12 protein-coding genes are annotated in these 16,481 nt (G+C 71.1%); 7 read left to right on the forward strand and 5 right to left on the reverse strand.

The annotated features are described in order from the left end of the window. The first annotated feature begins 53 nt into the window (after nt 1-53). Nucleotides 54-3,209, forward strand: a complete 3,156-nt coding sequence (locus ENE75_RS05740) for a PAS domain S-box protein (protein WP_158288861.1) — start codon at nt 54-56, stop codon at nt 3,207-3,209. Then, nucleotides 3,206-3,856 (forward strand): response regulator, encoded by a 651-nt coding sequence (locus tag ENE75_RS05745; RefSeq protein ID WP_128196459.1) that lies wholly within the window; start codon nt 3,206-3,208, stop codon nt 3,854-3,856. The genes ENE75_RS05740 and ENE75_RS05745 overlap by 4 nt, the downstream gene beginning before the upstream one ends. Nucleotides 3,857-3,901: 45 nt before the next feature. Here the strand turns inward: ENE75_RS05745 and ENE75_RS05750 are convergent, their stop codons facing one another. Further along, the gene (locus ENE75_RS05750; RefSeq protein ID WP_128196461.1) at nt 3,902-5,350 is read right to left on the reverse strand and encodes a sensor histidine kinase; all 1,449 of its coding nucleotides are present in this window, start codon (nt 5,348-5,350) and stop codon (nt 3,902-3,904) included. 152 nt (nt 5,351-5,502) lie between these two features. On the opposite strand from ENE75_RS05750, the gene ENE75_RS05755 reads away from it, so the two are divergent. The 4 genes from ENE75_RS05755 (at nt 5,503) to ENE75_RS05770 (ending at nt 10,385) form a co-directional block, all read left to right on the forward strand. Then, nucleotides 5,503-5,916 carry an Hpt domain-containing protein gene (locus ENE75_RS05755; RefSeq protein WP_128196464.1) on the forward strand — a complete coding sequence of 138 codons (414 nt, stop codon included), beginning with the start codon at nt 5,503-5,505 and terminating at the stop codon, nt 5,914-5,916. Nucleotides 5,917-5,934: 18 nt separating this feature from the next. After that, nucleotides 5,935-8,151, forward strand: a complete 2,217-nt coding sequence (locus ENE75_RS05760; protein ID WP_128196467.1) for a putative bifunctional diguanylate cyclase/phosphodiesterase — start codon at nt 5,935-5,937, stop codon at nt 8,149-8,151. Between the two features lie 72 nt (nt 8,152-8,223). Next, nucleotides 8,224-9,786, forward strand: a complete 1,563-nt coding sequence (locus ENE75_RS05765; RefSeq protein ID WP_128196469.1) for a GGDEF domain-containing protein — start codon at nt 8,224-8,226, stop codon at nt 9,784-9,786. 128 nt (nt 9,787-9,914) lie between these two features. Continuing rightward, nucleotides 9,915-10,385, forward strand: coding sequence for a hypothetical protein (locus tag ENE75_RS05770; protein WP_158288862.1), 471 nt, complete (start codon nt 9,915-9,917; stop codon nt 10,383-10,385). On the opposite strand, the gene ENE75_RS05775 is transcribed toward ENE75_RS05770, so the two are convergent. From ENE75_RS05775 to cysD, 4 genes are read right to left on the reverse strand one after another with little or no spacing between them, the layout of a single operon-like run. After that, on the reverse strand, nt 10,366-10,758 hold the full coding sequence (locus ENE75_RS05775) for a VanZ family protein (protein ID WP_233258931.1): 393 nt from the start codon (nt 10,756-10,758) through the stop codon (nt 10,366-10,368). The genes ENE75_RS05770 and ENE75_RS05775 overlap by 20 nt on opposite strands. Before the next feature lie 11 nt (nt 10,759-10,769). Then, nucleotides 10,770-12,506 (reverse strand): SLC13 family permease, encoded by a 1,737-nt coding sequence (locus ENE75_RS05780; RefSeq protein WP_128196473.1) that lies wholly within the window; start codon nt 12,504-12,506, stop codon nt 10,770-10,772. Beyond that, nucleotides 12,503-14,410, reverse strand: a complete 1,908-nt coding sequence (gene cysN / locus ENE75_RS05785) for a sulfate adenylyltransferase subunit CysN (RefSeq protein WP_128196475.1) — start codon at nt 14,408-14,410, stop codon at nt 12,503-12,505. The genes ENE75_RS05780 and cysN overlap by 4 nt, the downstream gene beginning before the upstream one ends. Before the next feature lies 1 nt (nt 14,411). Continuing rightward, nucleotides 14,412-15,332, reverse strand: coding sequence for a sulfate adenylyltransferase subunit CysD (gene cysD / locus ENE75_RS05790; protein ID WP_128196477.1), 921 nt, complete (start codon nt 15,330-15,332; stop codon nt 14,412-14,414). 283 nt (nt 15,333-15,615) lie between these two features. Between cysD and cysQ the strand changes: the two genes are divergently transcribed. Then, nucleotides 15,616-16,392 carry a 3'(2'),5'-bisphosphate nucleotidase CysQ gene (gene cysQ, locus ENE75_RS05795; RefSeq protein ID WP_128196480.1) on the forward strand — a complete coding sequence of 259 codons (777 nt, stop codon included), beginning with the start codon at nt 15,616-15,618 and terminating at the stop codon, nt 16,390-16,392. Nucleotides 16,393-16,481 lie beyond the last annotated feature (89 nt).

The raw sequence follows: 16,481 nt of genomic DNA on the forward strand, positions 1-16,481 counted from the left end.
CGGCCATCGGGGTCGGCGAGGCGCTGTCCGACGGCGCGCGTGCGCTGCTGGCGTTGCTGTGGGCCGCGCCATACCCGGCGCTGATCGAGGACAGCGGGGGTCGGCTGATCGACGTCAACGAGGCCTTCGCCCAGTTCTGCGGCTACACCCGCGAGCATCTGCGTGGCAGGGAGCTGGTGTCCCTGCAGCCTGCCGAAGACCAGGCGACGGCGCGCCGTCGCCGCGTCCAGGGCGAGATCGACGTCGGCGACCAGAGGCTGCTCGACGCCGCTGGACTCGCACGCTGGTACCGCCAGACGCGCACCCCGCTGGGCGACCACGGCCTGGTGGTGTCGGTGTTGCAGGACACGACGAGCGAGCATGCCGCGCGCGCGCAGGCCGACCGCACCAGCCACGAACTGGCACAGTGGTTCGACCTCAGTCCGGCTGGCATGCTGGTGTTCGACGCCAGTGGCCTGATCGTGCGATCCAACCGCACCTTCGAGGCGCTCATCGGGCAGGTGCCGGTGACCCTGGAAGAGGCGCCGCTGGCCCTGCAGGCGCTGCTGGCCTGGGATGGCAGGGCACCCAGCGCCGGCCTGGTCCCGGGTGCTCCGCCGATGGAATGCCAGGCCCTGGTCGAAGGGGCCGACGGCCGGCGTCGGCTGTCGGCACGGGTCAGCGCCTTCGCCACCGACCAGGGGCAGCTGCGCTACATGGCGGTGGTCGAGGATCTGAGTGCCGAGGACGAACGCGACCTGGCGCTGCTGGAGATCGGCGCGCTGATGGACACGGCCGGCATCTTCGTGGCCACCTACGATCCCGCGCGCGGCTGGCTGCGTTCGGCCGGCGCGGTGCGCGGCGGGGTGTCGCCGCCGCCCACGACGGCGCTGCAGGGCATTGCCCGCGACATCGTTGAGCCGTCATCGCTGCCGGAGTACGAGAAGCTGCAGGCCGCCCTTCGTGGCGGCACCCGTGCCGAGGTGCGGTATGCGGTTCGCCACCCGGAACTCGGCCAGCGTTGGCTGCTCACGCGTGTCGAACCGGGCGCGCTGGCCGGCGGCCGACGGGCGACGTCGGTCGTCACCATCGACGTCACCGACCGCGAGCGTGCCCAGCGCCGCAACGAGCAGCTGCTGCGCGAGCTGGGCACCATCCTGGAAGGTTCGCCGGCCGGCATCGCGCTGCTGCGCGGCGACGTGCTGCAGCGCTGCAACCGCCGCTTCGAGCGCATGCTGGACCTGGCCGAGGGTGCCGGTCCCGGCGCCACGCTGCAGTCGCTGCTGGCGCTCACGGTGCAGGGGGCGCCGTTGGCGCGCAGCGCCCTGTCCAGCGTGCTCGAGCGCCGGGACTTCGATGCCGAGCTGCAGCTGCCCGGTGGCCGCTGGTACGCACTGTCGCTGCGCGCCTCGGCGGCCGAGGCCGGCGATGCGTTGAGCGAGTCGGTCGCGGTGCTGTCGGACATCACGCGGCTGAAGTCGCAGCAGGCCGAGCTGCAGACACTGGCGCGCGAACGCGAGCTGATGTTCGCGCACTCGGCCGTGGGCATCGCCTGGCAGCGGGGCGCGCGCATCGAGCGTGCCAACCAGGCGCTGGCCGACCTGACCGGCTGGTCGGTGCCCGAGCTCACGGCGCTCGACGGTGCCGAGCTCTACCCCAGCACGCGCGAGTGCGTGGACTTCGAGCGCGCGCTCGCCGAGGGCCTGGCGCGCGACGGCGTCTTCGTCGGCGAGCGCCGGCTGCGCCGGCGCGACGGCCGTGCGCTGTGGGTCCAGGTGGCCGCCCGGCCGGTGTCGGCCGACGCCGGCAGCGGGCCCGACGCCGGCATGGTGTGTTCCTTCGTCGACGTCGACGAACGCCACCGCGCGCGCGAGTCGCTGCAGCGTCAGGCCGAGCAGACGCGGGCGGTCCTCGATTCCGTGCTGGTGGGCATCGTCACCGTGGCGGACGACGCCATCGTGTGGATGAATCGTCCGGCGCGGCGCATGTTCGGCGGCGAGCTGACGGACTTCACCGGCGAGCCCATCCATGTGGTCGCCACCGCCGAGGCCGACCATCCGCTGCGTCGCACGGACTGGACCAGCCGCCTGGCCGACGGGCAGTCGGAAACTTTCGAGTGCCGGCTGCGCGGGCGCGACGGCCGCGAGTTCTGGGTCGTGGGCAACGTGGTGCAGACGGTGCGCGATGGCGGCGGTCGCCAGCTGACCTTTGCGCTGCTGGACATTGATAGCCGGCGCCAGGCCGAGGTCAGCATCGCGCGGGCGAAGGCGTCGCTGCAGCGCCTGATCGAGACCGTGCCGTTGGCCATCGCACTGGTCGACGGGCCGACCCGGCGCCCCCTGCAGACCAACCCTGCGGCCGACGCGTTCCTGGCCGCCCCGCCGGCCGGCCTGGACGGTGCAGTGGCCCAGGCGCCGCAGCGGCTGGAACTGCGCGACGCCGAGGGCCGGCTCTGGGACACGCGCACCGTGCCGTTGTCGGCGGTGGACGGCGGCCCGGCCGAGCTGCTGCTCGTGGCCAGCGACGTGACCGAGCAGCGTGCAGCCGACCTCGCGCGGCTGCAGGCGGCCATTGCGCAGCGCGAGGTGCTGGTGCGCGAGGTGCACCACCGGATCAAGAACAACCTGCAGGGCGTGGCCGGGCTGCTGCAGCAGTACGCGGCGCGCCACGCCGAGGTGGCGCCGGTGCTCGGCGAGGCCGTCTCCCAGGTGCAGGCCATCGCCCAGGTCTACGGACTGCAGGTCGGCGCCAGCGGGCCGCTGCGGTTGGCGCGCGTGGTGGAGGCGATCGTCCAGTCGGTGCAGCGCACCTTCGGCCGCGAGATCGGCTTCGAGGGTGGGGCCGGGGCGCTGGCCTTCGAGCTGCCCGAGGCGGAGGCCATCCCGATCGCACTCGTGGTCAACGAGTTGCTGACCAATGCCGTCAAGCACGGCGGTGGCACCGTGCGCTGTCGCGTGATGGCCGAGCCGGACGGCGACGCGGCGGTGGTTGACATCCGGCATGCCGGCCAGCTGCCGGAGGCCTTCGACCTGGCCCGCTTCCCGGGCGGCGTGTCGGGGCTCGGCCTGGTGCGGGCCCTGCTGCCGCGGCGCAGCGCCACGCTGTCGCTGGAGCAGGTGGGGGAGGAGGTGCTCACCCGTGTGCGCCTGAGCCCGCCCAGCGTGCGCCGCGACGCCGGTGCTGCCGGCGTTGCGGCGACAATCGGGGCTTCGAACGACGCTTCGCCATGAACGACGCTGCCCCACCCCACGGCAAGGGCCGGATCCTCGTCGTCGACGACGACAGGCTGGTGCTGGCCACCGTGACCCATGGCCTGGCCCAGGCCGGTTACGAGGTCATCGACGCCGACAACGGTGACGACGCCATCCTGCTGGCGCGCCAGCACCGCCCGGCGCTGGCGCTGCTGGACATCCGCATGGAAGGCAAGACCGGCTTCGACGTGGCGGAGTACCTGCGCGACGTGGTCGGCGTGCCTTTCATGTTCCTGTCGGCCTTCGCCGATGAGCCGACTCGGGCCAAGGTGGCCGAACTCGGGGCCCTGGCCTACCTGGTCAAGCCGCTGGACGTCGGGCAGATCGTGCCCACGGTGGACCGCGTGATGGCGCAGCTGGCGCAGGGCCGAGGGGCGGATCTGCCGCCGGCCGCGCCGCCGCAGCGTCCGGCCGCGCCGGCCGGGGTGCCGCCCGCGCCGGCCAGCGCGTCGACGCCGGACCCGGTGAGCCTGGCCACCGGCATCCTGATGCACCGGCATACGCTCACCCAAGCCCGTGCGCTGCAGAAGCTGCATGCGCTGGCCAGCGAGAAGGGACTGACGGCGCAGCAGCAGGCGCAACGCCTGGTCGATGCGGTGGAGGCCCTGGCCGACACGGATGCCTGATCGGCCGCTGCGGTCGATCTGCGAGGCCGGCAGGCTCTCGCGCTCTCAGTTCCTCAGCGTGAAGTAGAAGGCGGCACCCCGGCCGGGCTCGCCGTCGGCCCAGATGCGCCCGCCGTGACGCTGCACGATGCGCCGCACCGACGCCAGGCCGACGCCGGTGCCGGCGAAGTCGCTGGCGCTGTGCAGGCGCTGGAACAGGCCGAACAGGCGTTCGGCCGAGCGCATGTCGAAGCCGGCACCGTTGTCGCGCACCACGAAGGCGGTCTGACCGTCCGTGGTTTCCCGGCCGAACACGATGTGGGCCTGGGCGCGCTTGGCGGTGTACTTCCAGGCGTTGCCCAGCAGATTCTCCAGCACCAGGCGCAGCAGCGTCGGGTCGCCGGTGGCCTGTAGGTCGGGCTCGACCTGGATCACGGCCTCGCGGTCGGGCGCGGCGCGGCGGAGGTCGTCGATCACGAACGTGGCCAGCTGCGACAGGTTGACAGGCTGGCGGGCCAGCGGTTGCGTCGACAGCCGGGCCAGCGTCAGCATGGCGTCGATCATCTGGTTCATGCGCGCGGTGGCACCCAGCACGCGGTCGAGGTGGTCGTTGGCCACGCGGTCCAGCACGTTGCCGTAGTCCTCCTTGACGATGCGGGTGAACCCCTCGACGACCCGGATCGGCGCCCGCAGGTCGTGCGAGACGGTGTAGCTCATCGTTGCCGTGTCGTCGAATCCCGACGATCCGGCGCGCACCAGCAGCAGCACTGCCGCGCCGTCGGCCGCCACATGGTGAAGCTGCCAGCCTTCGGCCTGTGCATCACCGGGCGTGCCCAGTGCCGCGCCCAGAGCCGGCGGCAGCAGCGCCTGCAGGGCGGCACCGTCGAAGCGGTCGGTCCGGCCCAGCACCGCGCGGGCGGCGGCGCTGGCCTGCAGTACCCGCCAGGGCGCGTCGTCACCCTGCCGCACCAGAACGGCCAGGGCGTCGGGCCAGGTCTCGGCCAGCGCCTTCAGGCCCATCGCCGCCTGGCCGCCACCATCACCCGGGCGGGCGAGCACGACGTGGCCGCCGAAGCGTCCGTCGCCGTGGAACCAGGGCACACCGCCGACGGTATGCGCGCCGCCGCCGTCGCGTCGCGACCACTCGCAAGGTCCGAACGGGTCGGGCCGGGTGAGCGTGGCCTCCATGGTGGCGGCCTGCGGGCCCAGGTCGTACAGGTCGGACAGTCGTCGACCGTCCGCCAGTCTGGCCATCCCATCGCCGGCCACCGTGGTGCGCCAGCCGTCGCCGCCGGCCAGGGCCAGCAGCAGCCGGTTCTCCTGCCGGGCGGCGTGCAGTGCCCGGCGGTCGCGTCGGCGCCCGATCAGCCACCCGGCGGCGCCGGCGGTCAGTGCGGACACGACCAGGGCCACGCTGCCGAAGAACCAGGGGCCGGTATCACCCGTGCAGCCGCCGAGCAGGCCTGTCGCCGCCAGCGCACCGCCGGCCCGGGCGGGAACATGCCAATTCCGCATCGCGGCATTGTACGAATGGGTCACACGCGGCATCTCGCGGCCGTTCAAGTCCGTGGGGTTGGCGCCGAAAGAAGGGCCAATCACCGGCGGATGCCCGGGTTGGGGCTTGCCACGCACCCGTCCAGGCCGGTGTCAAACTACTGGTCACGCCGATGAACCGTCCCCAACGTCACCGACTGCACCACCCGGAGGCCCCGGCCGGCTACGGTGGGTCGCCGCCCGTGCTGGCGCCGGATGCGCTGGCCCGGCTCCAGCAGCTCGACCCCGATGGCAGCCGAGGCTTCGTCGCCCAGGTCCTGCGCACCTACGCGGCGTCGCTGGAACGCTACCTGCTCAGCCTGCACGAGGCACGCGACACCGGCAACCTGAAGCTGGCCGGAGACACCGCGCACACGCTGAAGTCGTCCTCGGCGGCCATCGGCGCGGCGGCCTTCGCCGCCGTCTGCGCGGACATCGAGCGCCAGGCGCGCCACGGCGACACGTCGGCACTCGGTGCGCCGCTGTCGAACCTGCTCGATGAGGCGGCGCGCGTGCAGGCCGCAGTTCGGGCTATGCTCCCCGCCTGAGTCAATCGCTTCGCCTAGATGCCCCCGCCGCCGCCTGCCGACGACAAGCCACCCCTGCAGCCCCGGGTACTGCTGGTCGACGACGACGAGGTCAACCTGTTGTTGACCTCGCTTGCCCTGCGTGAGCGCGGCATGCAGATCACCGAGGCGTCCAGCGGCGAACGTGCGCTGGCGCTGGTCAGCCAGTGGACGCCCGACATCATCGTGCTCGACGCCCAGATGCCCGGTCTCGACGGCTTCGACACCTGCCGGCGCCTGCGCGCCTTGCCGGGCTTCGAGCAGGTGCCGGTGCTGATGTTGACCGGGCTGGACGACGACGCCTCGGTGGCGCGCGCCTTCCAGGCCGGCGCGACCGACTTCTTCGTCAAGGCCACCCAGTGGAGCCTGCTGGCGGAGCGGTTGAACTTCCTGCTGCGCAGTTCGCGCACCTTCATCGAGCTGCAGCGCAGCAAGGCGCGTCTGGCGCGGGCCCAGGACCTGGCGCGCATGGGCAGCTTCGACTGGCGGCGCGGCGACCATGCCCTGTGGATGCAGCCCGAGGCGTTGCGGGTCTTCGGCCTGCCGCCGGTGGAGCGGGTCGGCATGCGCCGTCTGCTGCGCATGGTGCGCACCGACGACCGCAAGCGTTTCCTTCGCGTGCTGCGCGACCAGTGGCAGGCGAGTTCGGTGATCGCGCTGGACGTCGGGATCGAGCAGTTCGACGGCCATGAACGCGTGATCCACGTCGAGGCCGAGCCGGAGTTCAACGAGCACGGCGTCTGCGCCGGCTACAGCGGCATCGTCCAGGACGTGACCGACCGGGTGGCCGCGGAGGACCGCATCCGCCACCTCGCCAACTTCGACACGCTGACCGGTCTGCCCAACCGTCACCAGCTGATCTGGCGGGCGGAGAAGGCGCTGGAGCAGGCACGGCGCATGCAGCACCAGTTCGCGATGCTGCTGATCGACCTCGACCGCTTCAAGGTCGTCAACGACACGCTGGGCCATGGTTCGGGCGACGAACTGCTGCGGCAGGTGGCCCAGCGGCTGCGCGGGTGCGTTCGCCACACCGACCAGGTGCTCGATGGCGCGCTGGAATCCGTGGGTGCGCGCTCGCACCGGGCGCTCGAGGCCGTCGGCCGCCTGGGGGGCGACGAGTTCGTGGCGCTGCTGCCCGAGGTGGTGCAGGAAGGCGACGCCGACCGCGTCGCCCAGCGTGTGCTCGAGGTCATGCGCGAGCCGGTCGTCGTCGGCGGCCAGGAGTGTTTCGTCACCGCCAGCATCGGCATTGCGATGTACCCGCGCGACGGCGAGAACGTGGTCGATCTTCTGCGCAACGCCGACGTGGCCATGTACTCTGTCAAGGGCGCCGGGCGCAATGGCGCGGCCATCTACAGCCCGATGCTCGCCGGCACCGCGCGCGACAAGCTCGAGCGCGAGACCGCGCTGCACAAGGCCATCGAGCGCGAGGAACTCGTGCTGCACTACCAGCCGCAGGTCGAGGTTCGCACCCGCCAGGTCACGGCCGTGGAGGCCCTGATGCGCTGGCGGCGGGATGGTCGCCTCGTGCCGCCGGCCGAGTTCATCCCGCTGGCCGAGGAGACCGGGCTGATCGTGCCGATGTCGGAGTGGGCGCTGCGCGAGGCCGCGCGCCAGGTCCGCGCCTGGCGCGACAGCCTGGGCGTGGACATCACGGTGGCGGTGAACCTGCCGAGCCACATGTTCAGCCGCAGCGACCTGGTCGAGCAGATCCACGATGCCGTCGGCCAGCACGGCGTGCCCCCGGGCGCACTGCGGCTGGAGATCACCGAGGACCGGCTGATGGAGGATCACCACGCGGTGACGCCCACCCTGCTGCGCCTCAACGAGATCGGGGTCGAGATCGCGATCGACGACTTCGGCACCGGCTACTCGTCGCTGGCCTACCTGACCACGCTGCCGATCGCCGAGCTGAAGATCGACCGCACCTTCATCCGCGACCTAGGCATCACCGCGCAGAGCCCGGCCATCGTGCAGGCCATCGTGGCGCTGGCCAAGGCGCTGGGCCTGCGCGTGGTGGCCGAAGGCGTGGAGCACCTGCGACAGCAGCAGCAACTGATCCGACTGGGCTGCTCGCTGATGCAGGGCTTCATCTTCTGCCGACCGGTGGCTGCCGACAGCCTGGCGGCCGAACTGCAGGCGGGCCAGCTGATCGTGGCCGACCGCACGGTCGTGGCCCTCGGCGCCGACGACCCACATGTGGTGCATCGCCACTGACCGCATGCCCTCGGGTCCTTTGGTCACGGTGCGCCTGCGCGCTGTATTGGTGGACGGCGGGGCGGCACCGGCATGACGCCTGCCGAGGTGGCCAAGGGCGCGCTCCGCCGCCTGGCGCAGGCGCGCCAGGAGCCGACGCCGGAGAACTACGCCCGCGCCTATGCCGAGGAGGCCGGGCAGCCGCCGCCGCCCGACGCGCGGTCGGCCGGTGCGCAGTGGGCCGGCCTCATCGACCGGGTGGTGCGTGGGCTCGAGCGTGGCGCGCGCCAGTGGACGCCGGCGCGCAAGAAGGACAGCCTGCAACGCGTGCTGGAAGGCAGCTCGCGCGATGCGGCGCGCCTGCAGCAGCGGCTGCAGGCCCTGTTGCAGGCCTGGGAGAGCGATGCGCCGCTCGACGGCGAGCCGGCGCCCGCGACGGTGACGGATGCGGTCGTCCAGGGTGACTGGCCGCGTGTGGTGCGTGGCCTGCAGGTCACCGTGGGCACGGCGCTGTCGGCCAAGGAAGGGCGTGCCGAGGAACTGGCCGACGAACTGGCACGCCTGGCGCAGCGCCTGGCCGCTGAGGGGGCCACGCCCGAGATCGTGGTGGCCGTCGAGGCCGCCTGCGTGCGAGCGCAACGCTGGCTCGGCCACCGCCAGCAGCTGTTCGATGACCTGGGCCGGCTCTGTGGCGAGCTCGGCGCGGGTCTGGTGGAACTGTCGGAGGACGACAGCTGGGCGCGCGGCCAGTGCGAGGTGCTGCAGTCGCGTCTGGCCGGCGGCATCGGCGCGCGCGATGTCCGTGCCGCGACCGAACTGCTCGCCGACACGCGGGCGCGCCAACGCCGCGTGCGTGAAGAACGGGCCGCGGCCAGCAGGGCGCTCAAGGACCTGATCCGCCAGTTGCTGGGTGAGGTGGGCGAACTCGGCGACCACGCCGGCCGCTTCGGCGACAGCGTCGAACGCCACGCGGAGGCGATCGCGCGCGCCGACAGCCTCGAAAGCCTGGCCGGTGTCGTGCAAGCCCTGGTCGCCGAAAGCCATGCCGTGGGCGAACGCGTGCGCAGCACGCAGCAGCGTCTGCAGCGGGACCACGACCGCGCTGGCGAACTGGAGTCCCGCGTTCGCGAACTGGAGACCGAGCTGCGGCGTCTGTCCGACGAGGTCGCCACCGATGCGCTGACGTCGGTGGCCAACCGGCGTGGCCTGCAGCAGGCCTTCGAAGGCGAGGTCGCGCGTGCCGGCCGGGCCGATGGGGGTCCCTTGCTGGCGGTGGGCCTGATCGATATCGACAACTTCAAGAAGCTCAACGACTCGCTGGGCCACGCGGCGGGGGACGTGGCGCTGAAGTCGCTGGCTGCGGCAGTCAAGGAGCGCCTGCGGCCGGTGGACACGGTGGCCCGCTTCGGCGGCGAGGAGTTCGTCGTGCTGTTGCCGGGCACCGCGGCCGATGCCGCGCAGCAGACCCTGACCCGGCTGCAGCGCGAACTGTCCGCCAGCCTGTTCATGCACGAGGGCCGGGAGGTCTTCGTCACCTTCTCCGCCGGCGTCACGGCGTGGCGCGCGGGCGAGGCGCTCGAGGTGGCGCTGGAACGTGCCGACGAGGCGCTGTACGAGGCCAAGCGCACGGGCAAGAACCGCACCTGCGTGGCCTGACGGAGGCCGTGAGGGCAGGGCAGCGTGCGGCGGATCCTTGACATCCCGTTGCACGCCCGGTGTGAAGTGCTGCGCCGGGTTGCCGATAACGAAGATGACCTGTCCCGAGAGCCGTCCCCGATTCCAGCATGCCCGTGATGCGCCAGATGCTTCGATCCGCCCGCCACGCTGCCCACCTCTTCTTCCGCAGCCAGCTCAGTCTGAAATTGCGCGGGGGCGTGCGGCTGGAGTTCGTGGACAGCCGTGGCAGGCGCACCGAATCGCCGGCCGAGGCCGAGGCGCGCCGGCAGCGGGCCGAGCTGGGACGCATGGTCGGCGAACTGGCGCAATGCCTGGACGCCGACCCCGACATCCGGCCGGAACTGCGCCACCTGGCCTACCTGGAGACGGCGCTGCGGCAGCAGGGCCTGGCCGCGCTGCAGACCCTGCCGGTGGACGTGCTGCACAAGGCGCTGGACCAGTTCGAGGGCCTGGTGTCCAACTGGTCCCCGACGGGGTTGGCCACGCTGCGCTCGAAGATGGCGGTGGCGGTGAACGAGCGCAGCGCCGAAGAGACGGCGGCCTCGGTGTCGGCGCCGGTCAGCCGGACGACCGTCTGACCGCCCTCAGGCGGCGCAGGCCGACGTAGGCCAGCGCGCCGACGCCCAGACCGACCGCATCGGCCAGCAGGTCGGCCCAGTCGCCCTGGCGCGGCGGCAGCCGGGACTGCAGGAGTTCCAGCAGACCGCCCCAGGCGAGCAGGCTCGCGAGCAGCAGGGTCGCCGACCGCACGCCTGGCCGGCGCCGCGTGAGCAGCCCCGCCAAGGCCGGGCCGGCGAAGGCGATGGCGTGGTTGAGCTTGTCCCAGCCGGTCAGGTCCAACCCTGCGGGGGGCCGGGGCCACAGCATCAGGCCGGTCACCAGGGCGATCTGCAGCCAGAAGGCGACGCGCCACCCTTGACGCGCGCGGGACGAGAACACATCGATGCCCACGGAGTCCTGGTTCAGCGGCCGAACGGGAAGAACACGGGCAGCGACACCAGCGCCACCGCCTGGAAGACCAGAGCCACCGGCAGGCCGGCGCGCACGAAGTCGCGGAGCGTGTAGCGGCCGGGCGACATCACCATCAGGTTGGTCTGGTAGCCGTAGGGGGTCAGGAAACTGCAGCTGGCGCCGTAGAGCACCGCCATGACGAAGGGCTGCGGATCCAGACCGGCCCTTTGCGCGACGCCGATGGCCACCGGGAAGGCGAGTGCGGCGGCGGCGTTGTTGCTCATCAGTTCGGTCAGGATCCAGGTGCCCATGAGGATCATCGCCAGTGCGCCATAGGGCCCGAGCTGGTGGATCGCACCGAGCATGGCACCCGCCAACAGCCCGGCAGCGCCTGTCTGCACCATCACCTGCGAGATGACCAAGGACGCGCCGATGATCACGATGATGGCGTACGGCATGTTGCGCCGCAGTTCGTTGGGCCGCGTGAACCCCAGGGACAGGAAGAGCACCAGCAGCAGCAGCAGCGCCTTCAGGAAGTCGATCACGCCCAGCGCCGACAGCGCGACGGCAGCGACGAAGCCGGCGGTGGCCACCAGGCCCTTGCGCGGGTCGGTGAACTTCTGCACCTCGTGCCGGGTGACGATGATGAAGTTGCGCTGCAGGTTGTTGCGCTTCTCGAAGTCGCTGCCCACGACCAGCACCAGCGTGTCGCCGACGTCCAGCGGCAGGTCGGCGATGGGCCCGCGCAGGCGCTCGCTGCCGCGTCGGATCGCGATCACTGCGGCATCGAAGCGCGAGCGGAAGTCGGTCTGCTTCAGCGTCCGCCGCGCCAGGGGCGAGTTGGCGGCGATGACGACCTCGACGAGGTTGTCCTGTGGCAGCCGGTAGTGCTGGCCACGCGTCTCCAGACCGTCGAAACGCATCAGCAGGTCCAGCCGGGTGAGGTCGCCCGTGAAGACCAGCACGTCGCCGGACTCGATGACCTGCTCCGGCTGCACCGGCGCGATGACCCTGCCATCGCGCACGATCTCGGCCAGGAACAGGTGGGCCAGGCGGCGCAGGCCGCCCGCCTCCACGCTGCGGCCCACGAGCGTCGACGTGGGCTGCACCGTGGCTTCCAGGAAGTAGTCGGAGGGCTGCTCCCCGACCGCCGGCTGGGCCGGGAGCAGGTGCGGATAGAGGAGCACCATCGTCACCCCGCAGGCGAGCACGATCAGGATGCCGACCGGGAACAGGTCGAAGATGTGCAGCCCGGTCATGCCCTGGCCGATGAGCAGGGAGTTGACCAGCAGGTTGGTCGAGGTGCCGATCAGCGTCAGGATGCCGCCCAGCGAGGCGGCGAAGCACATGGGCATCAGCAGGCGAGACGGCGCGTGCGCGCGGAGCGTGCGCAACGGGCCGATCAGCGAGGCGACGACCGCGGTGTTGTTCAAGAAAGCCGAGTACAGCGCCGTGGCCGCGAAGAGCTTGGTCAGCGCCCAGCGGTACGGGCCGCGCACCAGGCCTTCGGCCATGGCTTCGAGCAGGCGCGACTTGTCCAGTACCACCGACAGCAGCAGCAGCACGACGACGGTGGCCAGCCCGGGATTCGCCAGCTGGGCCAGGCCTTCCTGCACGCTGACGAAGTCCAGCAGCACGAACGCGAAGGCGACACCGGCGAACACCACCGCCGGCGCGCGCCGGCCACGCAGCAGTTCCACCACGAGCACCGCCAACCCGAGGAAGACGGCGCCCTGCTGCAGCGTCATGACGGGATCAGGCCTCGCTCTCGCAGCAGTGCCACGACGCGGTCGGCCGCCTCCTCGGCCGTCATCGTCGTGGTGTCCACGCGCAGTTCCGGCGTCTCCGGGGCCTCGTAGGGCGAGTCGATGCCGGTGAAGTTGGCCAGTTCGCCACGACGCGCCTTCTTGTAGAGGCCCTTGACGTCACGCTGCTCGGCCACCGCCAGCGGGGTGTCGACGTGGATCTCGATGAACTCGCCTTCGGCGACCAGGCCGCGCGCCAGCGCGCGCTCGGAGCGGAAGGGCGAGATGAAGGCTGTCAGCACGATGAGGCCGGCATCCACCATCAGGCGCGAGACCTCGGCCACGCGGCGCACGTTTTCCACCCGGTCGGCCTCGGTGAAGCCGAGGTCCTTGTTCAGGCCGTGGCGGACGTTGTCGCCGTCGAGCAGGTAGCTGTGGCAGCCGGCGGCATGCAGCTTCTTCTCCACCAGGTTGGCGATGGTGGACTTCCCGGCACCGGACAGGCCGGTGAACCACAGCACGGCAGGACCGTGACCCATCAACGTGGACCGCGCAGACTTGTCGATGTCGTGCGCCTGCAGGTGGATGTTGTGTGAGCGGCGCAGCGCGAAGTGCAGCATGCCCGCGCCCACCGTGTTGTTGCTCATCCGGTCGATCAGGATGAAGCCGCCGGTGTCGCGGTTGACCTCGTAGGCGTCGAAGGGCACGGGCCGGTCGAGCGCGATGTTGCACACGCCGATCTCGTTTAGGTCGAGCTTCTTGGCCGCCAGGTGCTCCATCGTGTTGACGTTCACCTTGTACTTGGGCTCGGTGATCGTCGCGTTGACGGTGCGGGTGCCGATCTTCAGTAGGTACGGCCGGCCGGGCAGCATGGGCTCGTCGGCCATCCAGACGATGGTGCTCTCGAACTGGTCGGCCACCTCGGCCGGCGCACTGGCCGCGGAGATGAGGTCACCGCGCGAGATGTCCACCTCGTCGGCCAGCGTGATCGTCACCGACTCGCCTGCCACCGCCAGTGGCCGGTCGCCTTCCAGCGCGACGATGCGCGCCACCGTACTCTCGCGGCCGGAGGGCTGCACGCGGACGCGGTCGCCCGGGCGCACGCTGCCGGCGGCGATGAGACCGCAGAAGCCACGGAAATCGAGGTTGGGGCGGTTGACCCACTGCACCTGCAGGCGGAACGGGTCCTTCTGCAGCCGGGTCTCGTCGATCTCGCAGGTCTCCAGGAAGGCCATCAGCGTCGGCCCGTGGTACCAGGGCATGCGGTCGCTGCGCTCGACGATGTTGTCGCCCTTCAGGCCCGACAACGGGATGGTGGTGATGTCGGTCAGGCCGATCTGCGCGGCGAAGGCACGGTAGTCCTCGTCGATCTTGCGGATCGCCGCCTCGTCGCAGTCGATGAGGTCGACCTTGTTGATCGCCAGCACCACCTTGCGGATGCCGATCAGGTGCACCAGGTAGCTGTGGCGGCGGGTCTGCGTCAGCACCCCCTTGCGCGCGTCGATCAGCACCACGGCCACGTCGGCGGTGGACGCGCCGGTGATCATGTTGCGCGTGTACTGCTCGTGGCCCGGCGTGTCGGCGACGATGAACTTGCGGCGGTCGGTGCTGAAGAAGCGGTAGGCCACGTCGATGGTGATGCCCTGCTCGCGCTCGGCGGCCAGGCCGTCTACCAGCAGTGCGAAGTCGATGTCGCCGCCCTGGGTGCCCCACTTCTTGCTGTCGGCCTCGATGGCCGCGAGCTGGTCGTCGAAGAGCATCTTCGACTCGTACAGCAGCCGCCCGATCAGCGTGCTCTTGCCGTCGTCGACCGAGCCGCAGGTGATGAAACGCAGCAGGCTCTTCTTCTCGTGCTGGGCCAGGTAGGCCTGGATGTCGGTGGCGATGAGGTCGGAAACGTGGGCCATGTCAGAAGTACCCTTCCTGCTTCTTCTTCTCCATCGACGCCGCGGCGTCGTGGTCGATCATGCGGCCCTGGCGCTCGCTGGTGCGCGTGAGCAGCATCTCCTGGATGATGGCGGTCAGCGAGTCGGCCTCGGATTCCACCGCGCCCGACAGCGGGTAGCAGCCCAGCGTGCGGAAGCGCACCTTCTTCGACATCGGCACCTCGCCGGGGCGCAGCGGCATGCGGTCGTCGTCGACCATGATCAGCGTGCCGTCACGGTCGACCACCGGGCGCTCGGCCGCGAAATACAGCGGCACGATGGGGATGTTCTCGAGGTGGATGTATTGCCACACATCCAGTTCGGTCCAGTTGCTGATCGGGAAGACGCGGATCGACTCGCCCTTGCGCTTGCGCCCGTTGTACAGGCGCCAGAGCTCCGGCCGCTGCGCCTTCGGGTCCCAGCGGTGCTGCGCGCTGCGGAAGCTGAAGATGCGTTCCTTGGCGCGGCTCTTTTCCTCGTCGCGCCGTGCGCCGCCGAAGGCGGCGTCGAAGCCATGCAGGTCCAGCGCCTGCTTCAGGCCCTGGGTCTTCCACATGTCGGTGTGGATCTGCGAGCCATGGTCGAAGGGGTTGATGCCCTGGGCCTTGGCCTCGGGGTTCTGGTAGACCAGCAGTTCCATGCCCAGCTCGCGCGCCATGCGCTCGCGCATCGCGTACATGTCGCGGAACTTCCACGTCGTGTCCACGTGCAGCAGCGGGAAGGGCGGCGGGGCGGGCCAGAAGGCCTTCTTGGCCAGGTGCAGCATCACTGCGCTGTCCTTGCCGATGGAATACAGCATCACCGGGCGGTCGGCCTCGGCCACCACCTCGCGCAGGATGTGGATGCTCTCGGCCTCGAGCCGCTGCAGATGGGTCAGGCGCACGGGCGCCGAAGAATCGGTCATGGCAGTCATCTGGGGTGGGTCGGCCTGTGCAGCGTGGCAAGCTCCGTGCCAACCGCAGGCGGCGGTCGTCGGCGGACCGCCGACGTAGCCCCAAGTATGGCGCACGGGCTGGCCCGGACGGCGCCGACAGGGTCCCTAGAACCAGCGCTCGGGCCGTGAACGGCGTGGCTTCTATCACGGCTTGGCCACGCCCCCCCTTGTGAACAAGGTGTCGGCAAGCGCCGCTGCGGCAGGTACATTCGCGGCCCATCACGCGGCGAGAGGGCCGCCCAGGAGAACATGGATGGGTTGGGAACAGCAGCGCGAGGTCTGGCTGGAGGGGTTGGAGCGCATCGCGACCGACGCCGGTGCGCTGATCATGCAGGTTTACCGCACCGACTTCGCCGTGCGGGGCAAGCAGGACCAGTCACCGGTCACCGAAGCAGACGAGCGCGCAGAGAAGCTCATCGTGCCGGCGCTGCAGGCGTTGGCACCCGGCGTGCCCGTGGTGGCCGAGGAGGCGGTGGCGGCCGGCAACGTGCCGGCGGTTGGTGATCTCTTCTGGCTGGTCGATCCGCTGGACGGAACCAAGGAGTTCATCAGCCGCAACGGCGAGTTCACCGTCAACATCGCCCTGGTGCACCAAGGCCGACCCGTGCTCGGCGTGGTGTACGCCCCGGCCCTGGGCCGCATGTTCCTCGGCGATGTGGGCCGGGGCGCGTGGATGCAGGACGCTGCGGGCCGCCGTGAGATCCGTTGCCGGCCGGTGCCGGAAGCCGGGCTGACGGTGGTGGCCAGCCGCTCGCACGGCGACGCGGCGGCGCTGGATGCCTTCCTGGCCGGGCGCAAGGTGGCCGCGCTGGCCAGCGCCGGTTCGTCGCTCAAGCTCTGCCTGGTCGCCGCCGGTGAGGCCGACCTGTACCCGCGGCTGGGCCGCACCATGGAGTGGGACATCGCCGCCGGGCACGCCGTGCTGTCGGCTGCGGGCGGCAGCGTGCGTGACCTTCAGGGGGCGCCGCTGCGGTATGGCAAACCGGGTTTCGACAACCCGCATTTCGCCGCCGCCGCTGAGCTCGGGTGATCGCGCCGGGCGCGGCGTGCCGGCGTGGCGCGTACTGTTCACGCATCCCGCCGCCGGTGGGTTGTTGGTGGCATCGATCCTGCTTGGCG

The organism is Rubrivivax albus, assembly GCF_004016515.1.
GTDB lineage: Bacteria > Pseudomonadota > Gammaproteobacteria > Burkholderiales > Burkholderiaceae_C > Rubrivivax > Rubrivivax albus.

What these genes read in the sequence shown, in the direction of transcription:
- ENE75_RS05780 (WP_128196473.1), bottom strand. Translation starts at nt 12,506, where the DNA reads ATGACGCTGCAGCAGGGCGCCGTCTTCCTCGGGTTGGCGGTGCTCGTG.
- ENE75_RS05755 (WP_128196464.1), top strand. Translation starts at nt 5,503, where the DNA reads ATGAACCGTCCCCAACGTCACCGACTGCACCACCCGGAGGCCCCGGCC.
- ENE75_RS05770 (WP_158288862.1), top strand. Translation starts at nt 9,915, where the DNA reads ATGCCCGTGATGCGCCAGATGCTTCGATCCGCCCGCCACGCTGCCCAC.
- ENE75_RS05765 (WP_128196469.1), top strand. Translation starts at nt 8,224, where the DNA reads ATGACGCCTGCCGAGGTGGCCAAGGGCGCGCTCCGCCGCCTGGCGCAG.
- cysN (WP_128196475.1), bottom strand. Translation starts at nt 14,410, where the DNA reads ATGGCCCACGTTTCCGACCTCATCGCCACCGACATCCAGGCCTACCTG.
- ENE75_RS05760 (WP_128196467.1), top strand. Translation starts at nt 5,935, where the DNA reads ATGCCCCCGCCGCCGCCTGCCGACGACAAGCCACCCCTGCAGCCCCGG.
- cysQ (WP_128196480.1), top strand. Translation starts at nt 15,616, where the DNA reads ATGGGTTGGGAACAGCAGCGCGAGGTCTGGCTGGAGGGGTTGGAGCGC.
- ENE75_RS05750 (WP_128196461.1), bottom strand. Translation starts at nt 5,350, where the DNA reads ATGCGGAATTGGCATGTTCCCGCCCGGGCCGGCGGTGCGCTGGCGGCG.
- cysD (WP_128196477.1), bottom strand. Translation starts at nt 15,332, where the DNA reads ATGACCGATTCTTCGGCGCCCGTGCGCCTGACCCATCTGCAGCGGCTC.
- ENE75_RS05745 (WP_128196459.1), top strand. Translation starts at nt 3,206, where the DNA reads ATGAACGACGCTGCCCCACCCCACGGCAAGGGCCGGATCCTCGTCGTC.